The following is a 19,062-nucleotide window of genomic DNA, read 5'->3' as shown; positions in this document are numbered from 1 at the left end:
TTTAGGATGTCCATGGCACTGCTCGCAAGCGCCTGGGCCGACAAGTTGCCGGCACCGTCATCGGCTGGGCAAAAGTTGCGCCTGCAGCCCCTGCCTACCGCCCAAAGCCATGTCGAGCGCAGCGCCCGCCAGATTGCCAGCCTGGTCCATGCGCGCGAACTGCAGGCCGTGAAGGAGAGCGGGGTCGGGGGCGTGAAGCGTGAGGGGGCGCTGACCGACATCCCCGGTTTCACACCGGGCCGCAGCGACACGGAGCGCCGCATCGGCGGTCAGCCGGCGCAGGCGGGCAAGCCCCAGCTGTCCGGCCTGCCCAACGATCCCTTGGCGGCCCATCGCAATACCCGGCCGCGTTCGACCCTGGTCGGTCCTCCGGGCCTGCCGGACAAGGGCAGCCTCACGCGCCAGGACAGTGGGGGCGGTACCGAGTACGGCAACGGTTCGGACGACGGGCACGGCCCGGTCTGGGCCGAGCGCAGCACCTCACGGCAGTCCAGCGATGGCAACCGCACCTGGGGCAGCACCAGCTTCCGGGACTACTCGGGCAATCACTGGCGCGCCGACTATGCCGACACGCGCCGCGAAGACGGCACCGTCTTTTCCAAGGAAACGGTGTTCGACGCGCATGGGGAGCCCATCAAGACCACCGTGCGCGAAAGCTTCTACGACGGCTCAGCCACGGAGACCACCACCACGCATGCCACGGGTGAAGTCAAGCAGACCTCGGGTTCGTTTCCCGACATCTTTCCGGCCCGCAGCGTGGACCCGGATGCACCGCGTGGTGGTGATGCGGTGGCGCCGCGCGGCTGGTACAACCCCTTCACCGGCGCGGCGCAGAACCCCGGGCTCAAGACGGGCAACAACCAGGTCAACCCCGGCCGCAGCGACCCGCAGCCCCAGGCGGCTGCTCCCCTGCGCCTTGCGCCCAAAGACCTGGTCATCAACCCGGCGCCCGACGCCCTCGTCAGTACGCCAGCGCGGCCACGGGACATACGCGAAGGCAACCCCACCATCGTCGACCCGCCACGCCCGCCTCAGTAGCGGGCATAAAAAAACCGGCCCAAGGGCCGGTTTTTCAGAGGAAGCCGAGACTTCAGTAACGGGGACGGCCGCCGCCGGCGCCGCCACCGTAACCGCCGCCACCGCCTTCGCGACGGCCACCGCCGCCGAAGCCGCCGCCACCACCGGTGCGGGGTTCCATCGGACGGGCAACGTTCACGACCATGTCGCGGCCGTCAACGTTCTGGCCGTTCATGCCGCGGATCGCAGCTTCGGCTTCCGCCGGGCTGGACATTTCCACGAAGCCGAAGCCCTTGGAGCGGCCGCTGTCGCGGTCCATCATGACCTTGGCGGACTGGACAGAGCCGAATTCGCCGAATTTCTGTTGCAGATCGTCGTCCCGCACCGAGTAGGAGAGGTTACCGACATAAAGTTTGCTGCTCATGATTGAGCCTTTCTAAAAACGCGCCGTGGGTCGCAATGCAACTTGTGACGCAGGGGAATGACAGCCCGGATGGGCTGTCAACGAAACGTGCGCCGTGCGGGCGCGGGCGCGCCGCCGGTACGGGGTGCCAGGTGGCGGAAGGTGATGCGGCCCTTGCCCAGGTCATAGGGCGAGAGCTCAAGCGACACCTTGTCGCCCGCCAGAATGCGGATGTGATGCTTGCGCATCTTGCCGCCGGTATAGGCGATCAGGCTGTGTCCGTTGTCCAGTGTGACGCGAAAGCGCGAATCGGGGAGCACTTCCTCGACCTTGCCTTCCATCTCGATCAATTCTTCCTTGGCCATGGGATATTCCTCGTGGGGTATGACAGTGTAAGCCGCTCAGGCCGCGCACTGGCGCTGCTGCAGCCAGCTGTGGCCTTCGGCCACGGCGTACTGGAGGGCGCCTTCGCGGGTGGCGAATTCGGGCACGAAGCGGTAGACACGGTCAGACGTGCCGCGGCCGCTGCCGCTACGGATGGACACGGAAGCCGTGTACTGGCCCGAATCGGTGGTTCGGGTGAGGGGTGAGACAAGGTACTTGCCCACCGAGAATGCATTTTCTAGGGTGGTGATCATCAAAACTAAAGGCGCGCGTTTCAGTACGCGTCGCAAGAAACTGGAAAAACCGTCAGCCCTGGGGCTGGACGTTGCGGCACAAGCCGCTTGGGGTGTTCGGTCCAGGGAAGGAAATACAGACCGGGGATAGGGCTCGCCGCAGAGAAGGGGAGTTTGACGACCGGGGGCCGGTGAGTACGGCCAGATGGTGAGGCGGGCGGCTTGTAGGTGCCGCGAACCAAGTCAGACAACAGCTGCTGCAAAGGTAAGCAAGTTGCAGCAACGTGGCGATTGTACGCGGTATTGTGGAATTGTGCCGATAAATCTTTTGCGGCCGCCTGGCGGGTCGGCAAAATGGCCATACCGCCTTTCGGGAGGCTCCCCCTGGACTCGCCAACAACTCGAACATGAGATACCTGGGCAGTACTTACATCGCCGTGGCCATCCTGGTCCTGACCTTTGTGTTGGGGCTCTATGTCGACGTGCGCAGCGAGGACATGCACGTGCGCCATCTGGGCATCAGCACGCGCCTGGAACGCATCGTGCGCCTGGAGCAGGAGCTCACCAGCCTGCTCAGCGGCGCCGTGCTGGAGGAAAAGCTGCTGCGCGTGAGCCGCTACGACAGCGTCGACGAACACCTCACCGCCACGGTCGGTACCGTGGCCGAACTCAGCCGGGAAATGGAACTCTCGGGCGACATCTCCGTGCTGCTTGATCTGCAAAGAGGCCTGCGCACCACCGAGGCGCGCTCCCTGCGCCACATGCGCGCGGGTAACTGGGGCCGGGCGCGCGCCGTGCTCTTCGAGGACGACTACGTGCTGGCCAAGAAGATCTACGAGATCACCACCGAATCCGTCATCAGCGCGCTGAGTGACGAACTGGCCCAGCGTGCCCGCCGGCTGGAGCAGATGCGCCAGCTGACCTACGGCCTGCGCCTGGCGGCGCTGGGCCTGCTGCTCTGGGTGGGCTGGATGTTCTCGCGCCGCCTGCGCAGCGAAGTGGCCGAGCAGGAACGTCTGCAGCAGAAGATCGTCACCACCAATGAGCGGCTGGAGGCCAGCGTACGCGAGCGCACGGCCGAACTGGAGGCCCTCAACCGCCAGCTGGCCGCGCTCAGTAGCACCGATGCGCTGACCGGCCTGGCCAACCGGCGCCGCTTCGATGAAGTGTGGGAAACAGAATGGCAGCGCGCCGCGCGCATGGGCCTGCCACTGGCGCTGGCCCTGATCGACGTGGACCATTTCAAGGCCTACAACGATCACTACGGACACCAGGCCGGCGACGCCTGCCTGCGCCAGGTGGCGTCGCTCCTGGCCGCTGAAGCCCGCCGCTCCGGCGAGCTGGTGGCGCGCTACGGCGGCGAGGAGTTCGTGCTTGTGCTCCCCGGCGCCACCGCGGGCGAGGCCCGTACCATGGCCGAGCGCATCCGCGCCGCCGTGGAGGGCCGGGCCATGCCGCACGAACATTCTCCGGTGGCCGGCTTTGTCACCATCAGCATCGGCGTGGCCTCCGCCCGCGTGCAGCGCGCCGAACAGGCCGAGGTCCTGCTCAAAGAGGCCGACGGGGCCCTCTATCTCGCCAAGCACCAGGGGCGCAACCGCGTCATGACGGCGGCCTGAGACCGCCGCCAGCCTGGCGCCCGGTCCGCAACAGGAGAAGTCGCGCCGCCTGTGGCGCAGGCGATGGCGCCATGTACCATGGCCCCCATGGGTATCACCTTCCCCTTCCGCTGGTTAGCCAACCCGGCCGTGCGCAGCGGCCTGCTGCTGGTCTGGGGGCTGGTGCTGGCCGGTGCTCTCGTGTCGGCCCAGACGCCGTCGGGGCGCACGCCACCGGTCGTCGCGGGTACGCCGGAGGCGGGCAAGCAGGTGCTCCTGTTGCTGCAGCCTGGTTATGGCCGACCCGGTGTGGATGCCTATGTCGCCAGCTTCGTGGCCACCTGGCGGCAGCTGGGCCTGCCGGTGGAGAAGGTCTACGTGGAATACCTGGACCTGGCGCGCAACCCCGACCCGGCCTACCGTAAGCTCAGCCGCGAACTGCTGCTGCACAAATACGCGAGCCGTTCGCTGGACCTCGTCGTCACCTTCCAGCAGACGCCGCTCAATTTCCTGCTCGAAGAGTTGCCCACCCTGAGCCCGACGGCGCCGGTGATCGCCTCCAATGCGTCCATCAGCGCCGAGCAGGCCGTCCGCAGCGGGCGGCGCTTCCTGCGCCAGGACGTCAGCTTCGACTACGCCGGCACCCTGGACATCGCCCTCAAGCTCTTCCCCGACACCCGCAAGGTGCTGGTGCTGGGCGGCACCGGCGTGCCGGACCTGGCGGCGCGGCGTGAGCTCGAAGCCCTGGCGCCGCGCTGGCAGGGGCGGCTGCAGTTCGACTACACCAACGAGCTGAGCTACGAGCAGATCCTGCTGCGACTGGCCCAGCTCCCGCCCGGCACCATCGTGTTGCGCACCACCTTCAACCGCGACGCCGCCGGCAAGACCTTCAGCTCGGCCGATGTTGGCGTGGCGTTCTCCCGCGTGACCAGCGTGCCCACCTTCTACCTGTTCGACACCCGCTTTGGCGTCGAGTCCAGCGTGGGCGGCATGATGTACGCCATCGGCACCGAGGGCGAGCGCGCCGCGCGCCTGGGCCATGACCTCGTGCTGGGCCGGCTGGTGTTGCAGGAGGCCGTCACCCCGCTGCCCAGCCGCAGTGTGCCCATGTTCGACTGGGCGCAACTGCAGCGCTGGGGGGCCGATACATCGGCGCTGCCGCCGGACAGCGTCATCATCCACCGACCGCCCAGCCTGTATGAGGCGCACCGCACCCTGGTGCTGGGCACCGGTGCCGCGTTGCTGGTGCTGTCGGGCATGGTGGTGACCCTGACCCTGCAGAACCGCCGCCGCCGCCGGGCCGAGCAGCAGGCCCTGGACAGCGAGGCCAGCGTCAAGATGCTGGTGGAGCACGCGCCCGAGGCCATCGTCGTCTACGACCTGGACAGCGCCTTGTGCGTCGACGCCAACCGCAACGCCGAAGTGCTGTTTGCCTGCTCGCGGGCCGACCTCCTGCGCTCCGACCTCCTGCGTTTCTTCGCGCCGGATGCGGTCCAGCCCGAAGGGATGTCGATGCGGCGTTTCCTGGACACCACCCTCGCCACCCTGCCGCGCGGGCAGCATGTGGTGCAGGAGTGCCGCGTGCGTCCGGTGGCGGGCGGCGCCGACGTGCTGTGCGAGATGAACCTGCTGCAGATGCCTTCGGACCGGCGCCGGCAACTGCGGGTGAGCTTCGTCGACATCACCGAACGACGGGAGAACGAGGCGCACATCCATCGCCTGGCCTTCTACGACCCCATGACGGACCTGCCCAACCGGCGCCTGCTCATGGACCGGCTGACCGTGGCCCTGCACACCGCGCAGCGCTCGGGCGCCTGCACCGCCGTGCTGTTCCTGGACCTGGACCACTTCAAGAACGTCAATGACGCCAGCGGCCATGCGGTGGGTGATGCCCTGCTGCTGCAGGTGGCCCAACGCCTGAGCGGCCTGCTGCGCGAGCAGGACACGGTGGCGCGCATCGGCGGCGATGAATTCGTCCTCCTGCTGCCCCATGTGGGCACGGAAACCCACGAAGCCAGCCTGGTGGCGCTGGGCGTGGCCGAGAAGATCCGCAAGGCGCTGCAGCAGCCGGTGACGCTGGGGCGCCAGGTCTATGCCTCGGGCTGCAGCATCGGCGTGACCCTGCTCACGCCGCAAAGCCGTTCGGTAGACGACCTGCTGCGCGAGGCCGACACCGCGATGTACCGCGCCAAGGCTGCCGGCCGCAATGCCATCGCCTTCTACGAGCCGGCCATGCACGCCGAGGTGCAGGAGCGGCTGGCGCTGGAGCTGGACCTCAAGCACGCCATCGGTGCCGGCCAGCTGGCCCTGCACCTGCAGACCCAGGTCGATGCGACCGGGCGGCCCTGCGGTGGCGAGCTCCTGCTGCGCTGGTTGCATCCGGTGCGTGGGTACGTTTCCCCGGCGCAGTTCATTCCCCTGGCCGAATCCACCGGCCTGATCCTGGAGCTGGGCCAATGGGTGCTGGCTCAGGGCTGCCAGATGCTGGTCACGCTGGCGCAGGCCGGGCACGCCATGCCCCTGTCCATCAACATCAGCCCGCGCCAGCTGCGCGAGCCCGATTTCGTGGCCCAGGTGCGCCGCGCGCTGGCCGACACCGGCGCGCCGGCGGACCGGCTCATCTTCGAGGTGACCGAGGGCCACCTGGTGGAAGACCTGGACAAGATCCTGGCACGCATGCATGAACTGGCGGCCCTGGGCATCCGCTTTTCCATCGACGACTTCGGCACCGGCTACTCCAGCCTGGCCTATCTGAACCGCATGCCGCTGTACGAGCTCAAGATCGACCGCAGCTTCGTGCAGGGCCTGCCCGATGAGCTGCACGCCCGCGGCATCGTCGAGACCGTGCTGTCCATCGCGCGCAACTTTTCCCTGCACGTGGTGGCCGAGGGCGTGGAGACCCAGGCCCAGGCCGACTACCTGCGCAACAGCGGCTGCGCCAGTCTGCAGGGGTACCTGTACGCGCGGCCGGTGCCGCTGCAGGACTGGCTGGCGCAGCAGGGCTGAGGCGCCTGCGCTGCAGGCGTACCATCCGGCCTTAACAGTCAGGGGTACTGATGCGCCACGCCTTGATCCATCACCGCACCGATCTGTCGACGATCGCCAGCTGGGCCATGTTCAGCCGCGGCCTGCAGCCCGAGTTCCCGCCGGCCGTGCAGCAGCAAGTGGCCCGGCTCAAGGGTCCGGCGCAGGAGCAGGACAGTCGTATCCGCGACCTCACCGCGCTGCCGTGGTGCTCCATCGACAACGACGACTCGCATGACCTCGACCAGCTCACCGTGGGCGAGGCGCTAGCCCACGGCCGCGTGCGCCTGTTCGTGGCCGTGGCCGACGTCGACGCGCTGGTGAAGAAAGGCTCGCCGATCGACGAGCATGCGCGTATCAACACCACCTCGGTCTACACCTCGGCGCGCGTCTTCTCCATGCTGCCCGAGCGCCTGAGCCACGACCTCACCTCGCTCAACCCCGATGAAGACCGCCTGGCCGTGGTCTGCGAAATGGAATTCAGCGACGACGGCATCATGACGGCCTCCGTCATCTACCGCGCTCGCGTGCGCAACCAGGCGCAGCTGGCCTATGACGCGGTGGCTGCCTGGATCGAGGCCAAGGGCGAGTTGCCGGCCGCCGCCCACCGCATCGCCGGCATGGATGCGCAGCTGCGCCTGCAAGACGACCTCGCGCAGAAGCTGCGCGTGCTGCGCCGCGCCGAAGGCTCGCTGGAGTTCGAGACCTTCCAGCCGCGCGCACTGTTTGACGGCGAGCGCATGACCGGTATCCGCCTGCAGCCGCACAACCGCGCCCGCCAGCTCATCGAGGAATTCATGATCGCCACCAACGGCTGCACGGCGCGCTACCTGGCGGCGCAGGGCGCGGCCTCGCTGAGGCGTGTGGTGCGCTCACCCGAACGCTGGCTGCGCATCGTCGAAGTGGCGCAGGGCTACGGCACCACGCTGCCGCATGAGCCCGACGCCAAGGCGCTGGAAGCCTTCCTGGCCCGGCAGCATCGGCTGGACCCGCTGCGCTTTCCGGACCTGTCACTTGTCATCGTCAAGCTCATGGGCTCGGGTGAATATGTGGTGGAGCGCACCCAGGGCCCGCCCATCGGTCACTTCGGCCTGGCCGTGCAGGACTACATGCACTCCACGGCGCCCAACCGCCGTTACCCGGACCTGATCACCCAGCGCCTGCTCAAGGCGGCGCTGGCCGGCGAGCGGCCGCCGTATTCCAGCGAAGAACTGGCCGAGCTGGCGGCGCACTGCACTGCGCAGGAAGACGCCGCGCAGAAGGTGGAGCGGCAGGTACGCAAGTCCGAAGCGGCGCTGCTGCTGCATGACCGCATCGGCCAGCGCTTCGACGCCCTGGTCACCGGCCTCAGCGCGAGCGGCACCTGGGTGCGCATCTTCGAGCCGCCGGCCGAAGGCCGCCTCACGGGCGAGCTGCCCGAGCTGCGGGTGGGTCAGCAGCTGCGTGTGAAGCTGGTGTCCACCTCGGTGGAGCGCGGGTTCATAGACTTCGTGCTCGTGCGTTGAGCCGAGTGGGGCTCAGCCCTTCCCGCCGGCCGGAACCAGGCAGGGGCGTTCCCACCGCACGCGCCGCTTGGAGAGTTCGGAGATCAGCGCGTTCACCAGTGGCTTGCCGCCCTGGAAGGGCAGGTACAGGCCGACCACGCGGGGTGACTTGACGGTCTCGTCCGCGTAGAGCAGGGCCTTGATGGAGCCGACCGCGACGATCGCGTTCTGGGCCGTCGTGCGATTCAACTCGCTCTGGATCGGCAGGGCGGCGGCAATGGCCTTGCCGTTGATGCCCAGGGTCTGCACGATCAGCGAGCCGCGCAGGCGCGAGGCCTCGGCCTCCGCACCGATGACCCCGATGCCGGAGATGTTGGTGTCCCCGCTGATCACGTAGACGTTGGCTGATACGCGCAGCCCCACGCCCACGTAGACCGGGATGTTGTACTCGGCCATGAAGGCCTTCTCCTCCGGGGTGGTGACGGCCTTGTCGTCGGCGCGGCTGACGTCATAGACCTCCGAGCCTGCTTCGTAGTCCGTGCCGGCTGACTGGAACAGGTTGACCGGCTCCAGCTGATGGGACTGCTTGTGTCGCATCATCTTGCGGATGCGGATCGGCACGTTGATGGTGTCGGCGTTGATGAAGTCCACCGTCACGCGATAGGTTTCGCCGCTGGCCGTGACCTTGGAGGCACCGAAGGTCACGCCGCCCGAGGTGTCGAAACGTTCGACCAGCATGCGTACGGCGTTGTCGGGCAGCGCGTCGAGCAGCTGTCCGCGGCTGCTGCCGGTCTTGCAGCCCTCGCCCGCCACGGTTTCCACCGGGAAGGGGTCGATCGGGATGTAGGTGAAGCCGGACTCGGTTTCGCCGCTCGTGGGCGGCGTGCCAATGGGGGTCATGGCGCCGGGCACCAGGGTGCCGCAGCCGCTCAGGCCGATGATCAGCAAGGCGTAGAGGGTGTACTTCAGCATGGCTCCTCCTGGTGGTGTGGGGGCACGCTGGCATGCTTTTTCGGCGTGACCGGGCTGCCACTGTGATCTTCCCGGAGCTTCTTGTCCATCCCCGGATCATGGGATGGCCTATTCAGGCTGCAAGGCCCCGCGGCGGATCTGGTCGCGCTCCAGGCTCTCGAACAGGGCCTTGAAGTTGCCCTCGCCAAAACCCTCGTCGGCCTTGCGCTGGATGAACTCGAAGAACACCGGGCCCAGCAGCGTCTCGGAGAAAATCTGCAGCAGCAGGCGCGGCTTGCCATCCTTGGTGGAGCCATCGAGCAGGATGCCGCGCGCCTGCAGTTCGGGCACCGGCTCGCCGTGGCCGGGCAGGCGCTCGGCCAGCATGTCGTAGTAGATGTCGTTGGGCGCTGTCATCAGCGGAATGCCGGCCAGCTGCAGCGCGTCCACGCTTTCGATCAGGTTGTCGGTCAGCAGGGCGATGTGCTGGATGCCTTCGCCGCTGAACTTCATCAGATATTCCTCGATCTGGCCCGTGCCGCGGCCGGACTCTTCGTTGAGCGGAATGCGGATCAGCCCGTCGGGCGCCGTCATGGCGCGGCTGGTCAGGCCGGTGTACTCGCCCTGGATGTCGAAGTAGCGGATCTCGCGGAAGTTGAAGATGCGCTCGTAGAAGGCGCCCCAGAAGGCCATGCGGCCGCGGTACACGTTGTGCGTCAGGTGGTCGATCACCTTGAAGCCGTGGCCGCGCGGGTGGCGGTCCACGCCCTCGATGAATTCGAAGTCGATGTCGTAGATGCTCTTGCCATCCTCGAAACGGTCGATCAGGTAGAGCGGTGCTCCGCCGATGCCCTTGATCGCCGGCAGTCGCAGCTCCATGGGCCCGGTGGGCACCTCCACCGGCTGCGCGCCCAGCTCGATGGCGCGGGCGTAGGCTTTATGCGAGTCACGCACCCGGAAGGCCATGGCGCAGGCGCTGGGCCCGTGCTCGGCGGCAAAGTAGCCGGCCAGGCTGCGCGGCTCGCGGTTGACGATGAAGTTGATGTGGCCCTGGCGGTACAACAGCACATCCTTGCTGCGGTGGCGAGCCACCAGGGAGAAACCCATCTTCTCGAACAGGGGCTCCAGGGTGGTGGGGGCGGGCGAGGCGAATTCCACGAACTCGAAGCCGCACAGGCCCATGGGATTGTCGAACAGATCAGCCATGAGAGGTCTCCAGAAAAAATGATCGGCAGGCGCGCCGGCGCACGCCACGGCAGGGGGACTCAGCCTTGCGCAGGCGGCGCGCAGGGCCGCCCGCGCGTGCTGCGCGCCAGGTGCTGGCCGATGATCAGGAACTGGATGGACATGGCGGATCTTGACTGGGCACAAGATTAACGGATTCAGGGGACCCGCGCCAGGGCCGCCCGATGGGAGCACCCCGGCCACGCCCCGGGTCTTTTAAACCCTGCATGATGCAGGGACGTCTGTGATCCGGCGGCGCCCTTATAAGATTTAAAATATATGTATCTTAAAGAGAAGTGCTCGTCCTGCTGCCCATGACCGATCCCATCCCCCCCCGCATCATCCCCATCCAGCCCCAGGCTCCGGACCCGGAGCTCATGGTCTCGCTCTACGAGAAGCAGCAGAAGATCTACCCTCGCGCCGTCAGCGGCTGGTTCGCCCGCTGGCGCTGGACCATGGTCTGGCTGACCCAGCTCGTGTTCTACGGCCTGCCCTGGCTACAGTGGAACGAGCGCCAGGCGGTGCTGTTCGACCTGACCGAACGGCGTTTCTACGTGCTGGGCCTGGTGCTGCATCCGCAGGACTTCATCTACCTCGCAGCGTTGCTGGTCATCTCGGCCATGGCCCTGTTCTTCTTCACGGCGGTGGCCGGGCGCCTGTGGTGCGGCTACGCCTGTCCGCAGACGGTCTACACCGAGATGTTCCTCTGGGTGGAGCGCCACACCGAAGGCGACCGCAGTGCGCGCATGCGCCTGGACGCCGCCCCGTGGGGCGTGCAGAAGATCGCCCGCAAGGGCAGCAAGCAGGTCTTGTGGCTGCTCATCGGCCTGTACACCGGCTTCACCTTCGTCGGCTACTTCACGCCCGTCCACACGCTCGCGGCAGAGGCGGCCGCCTTGTCCTTCTCGCCCTGGGAATGGTTCTGGGTGCTGTTCTACGGCTTTGCCACCTATGGCAATGCTGGCTACCTGCGCGAGCAGGTCTGCAAGTACATGTGCCCCTACGCGCGCTTCCAGAGCGCGCTGATCGACATGGATTCGCTGGTCATCGCCTACGACAGCCAGCGCGGCGAGGCGCGCGGCTCGCGCTCGCGCCAGGCCGACCCCAAGGCCCTGGGCCTGGGTGACTGCATAGCCTGCACCCTGTGCGTGCAGGTCTGCCCCACGGGCATCGACATCCGCCAGGGCCTGCAGAACGAATGTATCGCCTGCGCTGCCTGCATCGACGTCTGTGACGACGTCATGGACAAGATGGGTTACGCCCAGGGCCTGATCCGCTATTCATCGGGCAACGCCATCGTCAAGTCCTGGTCACCTGCGCAGATGCTGCGTCGCGTCTGGCGCCCGCGGGTGCTGATCTATGGTGTCTTGCTGCTGGCCATGAGCCTGGCCTTCGTGGTCAGCCTCTCGCTGCGCCAGGGTTTCGTGGTCGACGTCATCAAGGACCGCGGCGCCATGGCCCGTGTGGTGGGGCAGGGCGTGGTGGAGAACGTCTACCGCATGCAGATCACCAATGGCAGCGAACACCCGCAGCACTACCGCATCGGCGTGGCCGGGCTGGAGGGGCTGGCCATCGTCACGCCGACCGAACTGGCGGTCGACGCGCTGGACATCGGGACCCTGCCGCTACGCCTGACCCTGCCGCCCGAAACCGCCCAGGCCCACCCGGGCCAGGCCAGGCCCATCGTGTTCACGGTCACCACCGTGCAGGACGGCGAAGAGAAGACCACGAGGGTGAAGTCCACCTTCCTGGTGCCGCACTGAGCCGGGCAAAAAAAAACCGGCCGGCCCGCGGGCCGACCGGGCTCTGGTCCGGCTTCAGCTGCAGCCGCAAGCCGAGCCCGAGCCGCAGCCCTGGGCCGGCTGCGGCGTCTCGAACTGCGGGAACAGCACATTGTTCTCCAGGTGGATGTGGTTGATCAGGTCCTCGTTGAGCTGGGCGATGCCGGCGTAGAGCGCACGCCAGGTGTTGCAGGCGCCCTGGGGCGGGGTGGCGTCGTTGGTCAGGGCGGCCAGGCGTTCCAGCGCCTCGCCGTGGTCCACGTGCTCATGCCGCATCATGGCTATGGGCTGGACCACGAAGGCGTTGCCGCCGGCCTTAAGGATAGGGAAGAGGATCTGCTCCTCCTTCATCATGTGCGAGAGCAGCTCCTGCTCCATGTCTTCCAGGAAATCGGCCAGCCCGGCCGGTACGTCCGGGTTCTCGCGGTGCACGGCCTCCACCCGGCGCGCCATGCGGATGAGCTCGGGCAGCTGCACGCGGTGCACCTCGTGGTAACGCGCCAGGATGTGGGCTATCAGTGCGCCCGGCTCGCTGGCGGCCGGCATCGTGCTGGGGCGCTGCAGGGTGCCCAGCTCTTCCATCAGGGCGGGCAGGTTCAGGCCCTTGTCGGCCGCGGCGTCCCGCAGGCTGATCTGGCCGCCGCAGCAGAAGTCCAGCTTCAGGCGGCGGAACACGGCGGTGGCACCGGGCAGCTGCACGGCGATCTGGCCGATGGCCTGGTCGGCGCTCAGGGTGTCAGGGGCGGTGGTTTCCAGTCGGGCGTTCATCGCAATACTCCATGTCTGTATGAGGTGCAGCCATTATGAATTTAAAGAAATACTTTGTGCACATCTTTAAATTGATCTGGCGCAAGTTTCAGCCATTTGGGGCGGATGCCCCTGGAGTACCTGGGGAATTCGTGGGCTTTCAGGCCGGCCCGGGCGGGGGCGCGGGCCGCACCATGAGGGCCGGGTTCACCCAGCGGTCGAAGTCCGCTGCGCTCACATGGCCCAGCGCCAGCGCCGCCTCGCGCAGGGTGCAGCCGTCCTGGTGGGCGCGCTTGGCGATCTCGGCGGCACGGTCGTAGCCGATGTGGGGGGTCAGGGCCGTCACCAGCATCAGCGAGCGCTCCAGCAGCGCCTGGATGCGTTCGCGCCGGGGTTCGATGCCGCGCACGCAATGTTCCTCGAAGCTGCGCATGCCGTCGGCCAGCAGACGGATGCTTTGCAGCAGGTTGTGGGCGATCAGCGGCTTGTAGACGTTGAGCTCGAAATTCCCCGAGGCCCCGCCCAGGGTGATGGCCACGTCGTTGCCCATGACCTGGCAGCAGAGCATGGTGAGCGCTTCGCATTGCGTGGGGTTCACCTTGCCCGGCATGATGGAACTGCCCGGCTCGTTCTCGGGGATGCCGATCTCGCCCAGGCCTGATCGCGGGCCCGAGGCCATCCAGCGCACGTCGTTGGCGATCTTCATCAGCGCCACCGCCAGCGTCTTGAGCGCGCCGTGCACAGCCACCGCGCCGTCGTGCGCCGCCAGCGCGGCAAACTTGTTGGGGGCGCTGGTGAAGGGCAACTGCGCGCCGCGCGCCAGTTCGGCCGCCACGCGCGCGCCGAACTCGGGGTGCGTGTTCAGGCCCGTGCCTACCGCCGTGCCGCCGATGGCCAGGGGGTAGAGCGAGGCCAGCATGGCGTGGATCAGCGTGTACGCATGCTCCAGCTGCGCCGCATACCCCGAGAACTCGTCGCCCAGCGTCAAGGGTGTGGCGTCCTGCAGATGGGTACGGCCGATCTTCACGATGTCGCCGAAGGCCGCTGCCTTGGCCGCCAGCGCCCTGTGCAGCCGGTTCAGGGCCGGCAGCAGCGAGACGGAGATGCTGTGTGCTGCCGCCAGGTGCATGGCCGTGGGGAAGACGTCGTTGGACGACTGGCCCAGGTTCACGTCGTCGTTCGGGTGCACCAGACGCGCGGCGCCGCGCGGGCCGCCCAGCAGTTCGGAAGCCCGGTTGGCCAGCACCTCGTTCATGTTCATATGGCTTTGCGTGCCCGAGCCGGTCTGCCAGACCGAGAGCGGGAACTCGGCGTCGTGCTCGCCGTCCAGCACCTCTTCTGCCGCACTGGCGATGGCCATGGCCTTGTCCGGCGCGAGCAGGCCCAGCTCCAGGTTCACGCGGGCGCTGGCCAGCTTGACCATGGCCAGGGCCTGCACCATCTCCGCCGGCATGCGCTCGGTGGAGATATCGAAGTAGGCCAGCGAACGCTGGGTCTGCGCGCCCCAGAGCCACTCGACGGGCACCTCGATAGGGCCGAAGCTATCGCGCTCGGTGCGTGTGGACGCGGGGGGAGGGAAGGTGCCGAGGGACATGGTGATGCTCCCGTGCTGCGGTGGGTCATTCCAACGCCGCCATTGTGCGCCGCGCCGGATGCGGGTTCAATACAGCCTGTGCCCCCGGCACTGCCGGGTACGGCCGGAAAGGACCACTGCCATGTCGCCCCACCACCACCAGTTCTGTGAACTGTTCGCCCAGCTGGGCCTGCCCGCCGATGTGCCCAGCATCTCCGCCTTCATCCAGCGCCATTCGCCGCTGCCGCCGGCCGTCCGGCTGGAAGATGCGCCCTTCTGGACGCCGGCCCAGGCCGCGCTGCTGCGCGAGCAGTTGCTGGCCGACGCCGACTGGGCCGAAGTTGCCGACCAGCTCAACCTGGCCCTGCGCGCCGCCCGACCCTGACACATCCTGCGGCAAAGCCCTTGCGCCAGCAGAAGCGGGCCAGCGGCACCACAATGCGCGCTGTTTCATTGCCATTACCCCGGAGACTTCCATGAGCATTTCCATGTACCAGGCCAGCGTGCCGCGTTTCATCAACATCCTCGGCAACCTGTCGGCCATCCTGGATAAGACCCAGGCCCATGTGGAAGCCAGGAAGCTGGACGAGACCGCGCTCACCGGTTTTCGCCTTTACCCCGACATGCTGCCCATGGCCCGCCAGGTCATGATCGCCACCGACACTGCCAAGGGCCTGGCCGCGCGCCTGGCTGGTGTGGAGATCCCGGTCTACGAAGACACGGAGAAGACGATTGCTGAGCTCAAGGCCCGCATCGCCAAGACCATCGCCTACCTGCAGAGCTTCAAGCCCGCGCAGATCGACGGCACGGAAGACAAGGACATCGTCATCAAGCGCGGCGACAAGGAAACCCGTTACACCGGCATGCAGTTCATGCTGGGCCACGCCGTGCCCAACTTCTACTTCCACGTCACCACCACCTACGCCATCCTGCGCCACAACGGCGTGGAGATCGGCAAGCGCGACTACCTCGGCAACCCTTGAGGCGGCGGCGTGATCCAGAACAGGACGGGGCCATCAGGCCCCGTTTTTTCCTGACGTCGGGTTCGTTCTTCACGGCACCGGCAGCATGCCCTTGCTGCGGATGGTCTGCGCCGCCTCCGCGCCGGAGAGTGCGGCCAGGAAGGCCAAGGCGGCCTGCGGGTGGCGGCTCGCCGCGCTCACGGCACCCGCGTAGGTGGTGTAGTTCTGGATGGCCTCGGGCAGGGGACCGACCAGTTGGGCGCCTTGCACCGGCAGGATCTCGCTGATCTGGTGGATGGCCAGGTCGGCCTCGCCGCTCACCAGCTTGTCGGCCACCAGGCCGCCGGGCACCAGCACGGCCTTGGCGCGCACGGCCTCGGCAATGCCCATGCGTTGAAAGAGACCGTCCAGGTAGATGCCGCTGGAACCACCGGCGGCCGGGTCGATATAGGCCACCTTGCGTGCGGCCAGCACGGCCTGCCTGAAGTCTTCCACGCTGGTCATGGCAGGTTGCGGCGCGCCGGCCTTCACGGCCACGCCGATGGCCACCTTGGCCAGGGGCGCCACGCTCTCCGCTGTGACCTTGCCTTCGGCGGCCAGCGTCTTGAGACCGGCCGGGGTGAGCACCAGCACGTCGAAGCTTTCACCGGCACCGATGCGCCTGGCCAGGGCGCCCGCGGTGTCGTTCTGCACCTCCACCTTGTGGCCCGTGCGCGCCTCGAAGGCCGGCACCAGGGCCACCACCACCTGCTTGAAGGCGCCCGTGGTCAGCACCTTGATCGTGTCGGCCTGGGCCAGGGTGGCCGTGAGGACCAGGGTGGGCAGCAGCAAAGCAGAGAGCAGGCGCATGTCGAATCCCTTGTACAAGACGTGGTGGAGGCATTCTAGGGAGCAAGCGCCTTGCGGTCTATCCGGTTCACCACCGGATACGCCCTCGTCTCGCCCAAAGCAAACGGGGCCGGACTTTGCCGTCCGGCCCCGTGCCTCTTGACGCTTCAGCGCATCACATGCCGCTGTAATTCGGCCCGCCGCCGCCTTCGGGTGTGACCCAGACGATGTTCTGCGTCGGGTCCTTGATGTCGCAGGTCTTGCAGTGCACACAGTTCTGCGCGTTGATCTGCAGACGGTCGCTGTTGTCGGCGTTCTTCACGAACTCGTAGACGCCGGCCGGGCAGTAGCGGCTCTCGGGGCCGGCGTACTTGCTCAGATTGATGCTCACAGGCACGCTGGCATCCTTGAGCGTCAGGTGGGCCGGCTGGTCTTCGGCGTGGTTGGTGTTGCTGATGAACACGCTGCTCAGGCGGTCGAAGGTGAGCTTGCCGTCCGGCTTGGGGTAGGCGATGGGCGGGCACTCGGCCGCGGGTTTGAGGCGGGTGTGGTCGGCCTCCTTGCGGTGGACGGTCCACGGCGGGGTCTTGATGCCGATCTTCGGCAGGAACCAGTTCTCGATGCCGGTCATGATGGCGCCGATCAGGTTGCCTTTCTTGAACCACTGCTTGAAGTTGCGGGACTTGTGCAGTTCGTCGTAGAGCCAGCTCTGCGCGAAGCTGACCGGGTAGGCGGTCACTTCGTCATGCTGGCGGCCGGAGGTGAGGGCGCCGTACAGCGCCTCGGCGGCCAGCATGCCGCTCTTGATCGCGGCGTGGCTGCCCTTGATGCGGCTGGCGTTCAGGTAGCCGGCGTCGCAGCCCACCAGGGCGCCGCCGGGGAAGACCACCTTGGGCAGGCTCAGCAGGCCGCCGGCGGTGATGGCGCGCGCGCCGTAGCCGATGCGCTTGCCGCCCTCGATGTGCTTGCGGATGGCGGGGTGTGTCTTCCAGCGCTGCATTTCCTCGAAGGGGCTGAGCCAGGGGTTCTGGTAGTCCAGGCCGGTGACAAAGCCCAGGGTGACCTTGTTGCCTTCGAGGTGGTAGAGGAAACCGCCACCATAGGTGCTGTTGTCCATGGGCCAGCCGGCGGTGTGCACCACGCGGCCGGGTTGGGCCTGGTCGGCCGGCACTTCCCAGAGTTCCTTGACACCCAGGGCGTAGCTCTGCGGGTCCCGTCCTTCGTCGAGCTTGTACTTCGCGATGATCTGCTTGCCCAGGTGGCCGCGCGCGCCCTCGGCGAACACGGTGTACCTGGCGTGCAGCTCCATGCCGAGCTGGAAGCCGTCATGCGGCTGGCCGTCCTTGCCGATGCCCAGGTTGCCGGTGGCCACGCCCTTGACGGAGCCATCGTCGTTGTAAAGCACTTCGGCCGCGGTGAAACCGGGGAAGATCTCCACGCCCAGGCCCTCGGCCTGCTCGCCCAGCCATTTGGTGAGCACCCCCAGGCTGATGACGTAGTTGCCGTCGTTGTGGAAGCAGTCGGGCACCAGGAAGTCGGGGGTGCGCCTGGCGCCGGTCTCGGACAGGAAGAGCACGTCGTCGCCGGTCACGGGCTGGTGCAGCGGGGCGCCCATCTCTTTCCAGTTGGGGAAGAGTTCGTTGAGGGCGATCGGGTCCATCACCGCACCGGAGAGGATGTGGGCGCCGGGTTCGCCGCCTTTTTCCAGCACGACGACCGAGACGTCCTGGCCTTTTTCAGCGGCCAGCTGCTTGAGGCGGATGGCCGTGGACAGGCCGCCGGGGCCGCCGCCGACGACGACCACGTCGTATTCCATGGCCTCGCGGGGGCCGAACTGGGCAAGGATTTCTTCGTTCGTCATGGCGGCTGCTTTCGTAGGAAGTCGCTTGATAATGGGGCTGTCTCGGGGGCGGATGTTAGGGGTAAACGCGCACCCGGCCTGTCGGCTTCGGGACTGATTTTATTCCGGTTTGAGATAAAAATAGAACGGTCGTTCTATTTTGTTTGACTTGACTCAGAAAGGGCCTGTCATGGCTTACAGCATCGATCTTTCCGGCCGCGTGGCCTTCATCACCGGCGCCTCGGGCGGTCTGGGCGCCCAGTTTGCGCGCACCCTGTCGCGTGCCGGCGCGGCCGTGGTGCTGGCGGCGCGCCGCATCGAGAAGCTCAAGGAGCTGCGCGCGCAGATCGAGGGCGAGGGTGGCGACGCCCATGTGGTGGAGCTGGACGTGACGGACATCGGCTCCATCAAGTCGGCCGTGGCGCACGCCGAGACCGAGGTCGGTTCCATCGACATCCTGATCAACAACTCGGGGGTGAGCACCACGCAGCGCCTGGTGGACGTGACGGAAGAAGACTACGACTTCGTGCTCGACACCAACACCAAGGGTGCCTTCTTCGTGGCGCAGGAAGTGGGCAAGCGCATGCTGGCGCGCGCCAAGGGCGCGGCACCGGGCACGTACACGGGCGGGCGCATCGTGAACATCGCCTCCATGGCCGGGCTCAAGGTGCTGCCGCAGATCGGCGTGTACTGCATGAGCAAGGCCGCCGTGGTGCACATGACCCGCGCCATGGCCATGGAGTGGGGCAAGTTCGGCATCAACGTCAATGCGCTGTGCCCGGGGTATATCGACACCGAGATCAACCACCACCACTGGCAGACCGAGCAGGGGCAGAAGCTCATTGCCATGCTGCCCCGCAAGCGCGTGGGACAGCCGGCCGACCTGGACGCGGTGCTGGTGATGCTGTGCTCCAACGAGAGTCACTTCATCAACGGCGCGGTGATCCAGGCCGACGACGGCTTCGCGGTCTGAGGCCTGTGGGCGCCGCGTGGGGCCTATGCCCGGCGACTCT

The 19,062-nt window shown here is 67.1% G+C and carries 17 protein-coding genes; 8 read left to right on the top strand and 9 right to left on the bottom strand.

The genetic code is table 11. The annotated features are described in order from the left end of the window. The first annotated feature begins 12 nt into the window (after positions 1-12). Positions 13-1,038 carry a hypothetical protein gene (locus AC1RRP_RS04785; RefSeq protein ID WP_493033775.1) on the top strand — a complete coding sequence of 342 codons (1,026 nt, stop codon included), beginning with the start codon at positions 13-15 and terminating at the stop codon, positions 1,036-1,038. 52 nt (positions 1,039-1,090) lie between these two features. On the opposite strand, the gene rbp is transcribed toward AC1RRP_RS04785, so the two are convergent. From rbp to AC1RRP_RS04770, 3 genes are all read right to left on the bottom strand, one after another. Then, entirely contained in the window at positions 1,091-1,441 is a 351-nt protein-coding gene (rbp, locus tag AC1RRP_RS04780; RefSeq protein WP_493033773.1) for an RNA-binding regulator, read from the bottom strand. A 77-nt stretch (positions 1,442-1,518) separates the two neighbouring features. Beyond that, a complete protein-coding gene (gene infA, locus AC1RRP_RS04775; RefSeq protein WP_493033771.1) occupies positions 1,519-1,785 on the bottom strand; it encodes a translation initiation factor IF-1 in 267 nt (88 codons plus the stop codon). Positions 1,786-1,821: 36 nt separating this feature from the next. Further along, the gene (locus tag AC1RRP_RS04770; protein ID WP_057676587.1) at positions 1,822-2,058 is read right to left on the bottom strand and encodes a DUF6566 family protein; all 237 of its coding nucleotides are present in this window, start codon (positions 2,056-2,058) and stop codon (positions 1,822-1,824) included. Positions 2,059-2,444: 386 nt separating this feature from the next. Between AC1RRP_RS04770 and AC1RRP_RS04765 the strand changes: the two genes are divergently transcribed. The 3 genes from AC1RRP_RS04765 (at position 2,445) to AC1RRP_RS04755 (ending at position 8,164) form a co-directional block, all read left to right on the top strand. Then, a complete protein-coding gene (locus AC1RRP_RS04765; protein WP_493033769.1) occupies positions 2,445-3,656 on the top strand; it encodes a GGDEF domain-containing protein in 1,212 nt (403 codons plus the stop codon). 87 nt (positions 3,657-3,743) lie between these two features. Then, complete coding sequence (locus AC1RRP_RS04760) at positions 3,744-6,641, top strand: EAL domain-containing protein (protein WP_493033767.1); 2,898 nt, start codon at positions 3,744-3,746, stop codon at positions 6,639-6,641. A 50-nt stretch (positions 6,642-6,691) separates the two neighbouring features. Next, a complete protein-coding gene (locus AC1RRP_RS04755) occupies positions 6,692-8,164 on the top strand; it encodes an RNB domain-containing ribonuclease (protein ID WP_493033765.1) in 1,473 nt (490 codons plus the stop codon). A 12-nt stretch (positions 8,165-8,176) separates the two neighbouring features. Here AC1RRP_RS04755 and AC1RRP_RS04750 read toward each other — a convergent pair whose 3' ends face one another. Both AC1RRP_RS04750 and hppD read right to left on the bottom strand, forming a co-directional pair. Continuing rightward, entirely contained in the window at positions 8,177-9,115 is a 939-nt protein-coding gene (locus AC1RRP_RS04750) for a hypothetical protein (RefSeq protein ID WP_493033763.1), read from the bottom strand. Between the two features lie 108 nt (positions 9,116-9,223). Then, a complete protein-coding gene (gene hppD, locus AC1RRP_RS04745) occupies positions 9,224-10,300 on the bottom strand; it encodes a 4-hydroxyphenylpyruvate dioxygenase (RefSeq protein WP_493033761.1) in 1,077 nt (358 codons plus the stop codon). Between the two features lie 332 nt (positions 10,301-10,632). Between hppD and ccoG the strand changes: the two genes are divergently transcribed. Further along, positions 10,633-12,081 (top strand): cytochrome c oxidase accessory protein CcoG, encoded by a 1,449-nt coding sequence (gene ccoG / locus AC1RRP_RS04740; protein ID WP_493033759.1) that lies wholly within the window; start codon positions 10,633-10,635, stop codon positions 12,079-12,081. 54 nt (positions 12,082-12,135) lie between these two features. On the opposite strand, the gene ytfE is transcribed toward ccoG, so the two are convergent. Both ytfE and fumC read right to left on the bottom strand, forming a co-directional pair. After that, positions 12,136-12,867: an iron-sulfur cluster repair protein YtfE gene (ytfE, locus tag AC1RRP_RS04735; RefSeq protein WP_493033757.1), complete on the bottom strand. Its 732-nt coding sequence runs from the start codon at positions 12,865-12,867 to the stop codon at positions 12,136-12,138. Positions 12,868-13,006: 139 nt separating this feature from the next. Next, entirely contained in the window at positions 13,007-14,440 is a 1,434-nt protein-coding gene (fumC, locus tag AC1RRP_RS04730; protein ID WP_493033755.1) for a class II fumarate hydratase, read from the bottom strand. Positions 14,441-14,561: 121 nt separating this feature from the next. On the opposite strand from fumC, the gene AC1RRP_RS04725 reads away from it, so the two are divergent. After that, positions 14,562-14,804, top strand: coding sequence for a DUF2789 domain-containing protein (locus AC1RRP_RS04725; protein ID WP_493033753.1), 243 nt, complete (start codon positions 14,562-14,564; stop codon positions 14,802-14,804). Positions 14,805-14,895: 91 nt separating this feature from the next. Further along, positions 14,896-15,402 (top strand): DUF1993 domain-containing protein, encoded by a 507-nt coding sequence (locus tag AC1RRP_RS04720; RefSeq protein ID WP_493033751.1) that lies wholly within the window; start codon positions 14,896-14,898, stop codon positions 15,400-15,402. A gap of 69 nt (positions 15,403-15,471) precedes the next feature. Here the strand turns inward: AC1RRP_RS04720 and AC1RRP_RS04715 are convergent, their stop codons facing one another. Both AC1RRP_RS04715 and AC1RRP_RS04710 read right to left on the bottom strand, forming a co-directional pair. Further along, positions 15,472-16,230 carry a molybdate ABC transporter substrate-binding protein gene (locus tag AC1RRP_RS04715; protein ID WP_493033749.1) on the bottom strand — a complete coding sequence of 253 codons (759 nt, stop codon included), beginning with the start codon at positions 16,228-16,230 and terminating at the stop codon, positions 15,472-15,474. A 154-nt stretch (positions 16,231-16,384) separates the two neighbouring features. After that, positions 16,385-18,070 (bottom strand): electron transfer flavoprotein-ubiquinone oxidoreductase, encoded by a 1,686-nt coding sequence (locus AC1RRP_RS04710; RefSeq protein WP_493033747.1) that lies wholly within the window; start codon positions 18,068-18,070, stop codon positions 16,385-16,387. A 169-nt stretch (positions 18,071-18,239) separates the two neighbouring features. On the opposite strand from AC1RRP_RS04710, the gene AC1RRP_RS04705 reads away from it, so the two are divergent. Then, the gene (locus AC1RRP_RS04705; protein ID WP_493033745.1) at positions 18,240-19,022 is read left to right on the top strand and encodes an SDR family oxidoreductase; all 783 of its coding nucleotides are present in this window, start codon (positions 18,240-18,242) and stop codon (positions 19,020-19,022) included. The last annotated feature ends 40 nt before the right edge of the window (positions 19,023-19,062 follow it).

The sequence above is a fragment of the Hylemonella sp. GW821-FHT12C09 genome (genome assembly GCF_058807395.1).
Note: the sequence above shows the minus strand (reverse complement) of the source record. Positions and strands in the feature narration are given on the sequence as shown.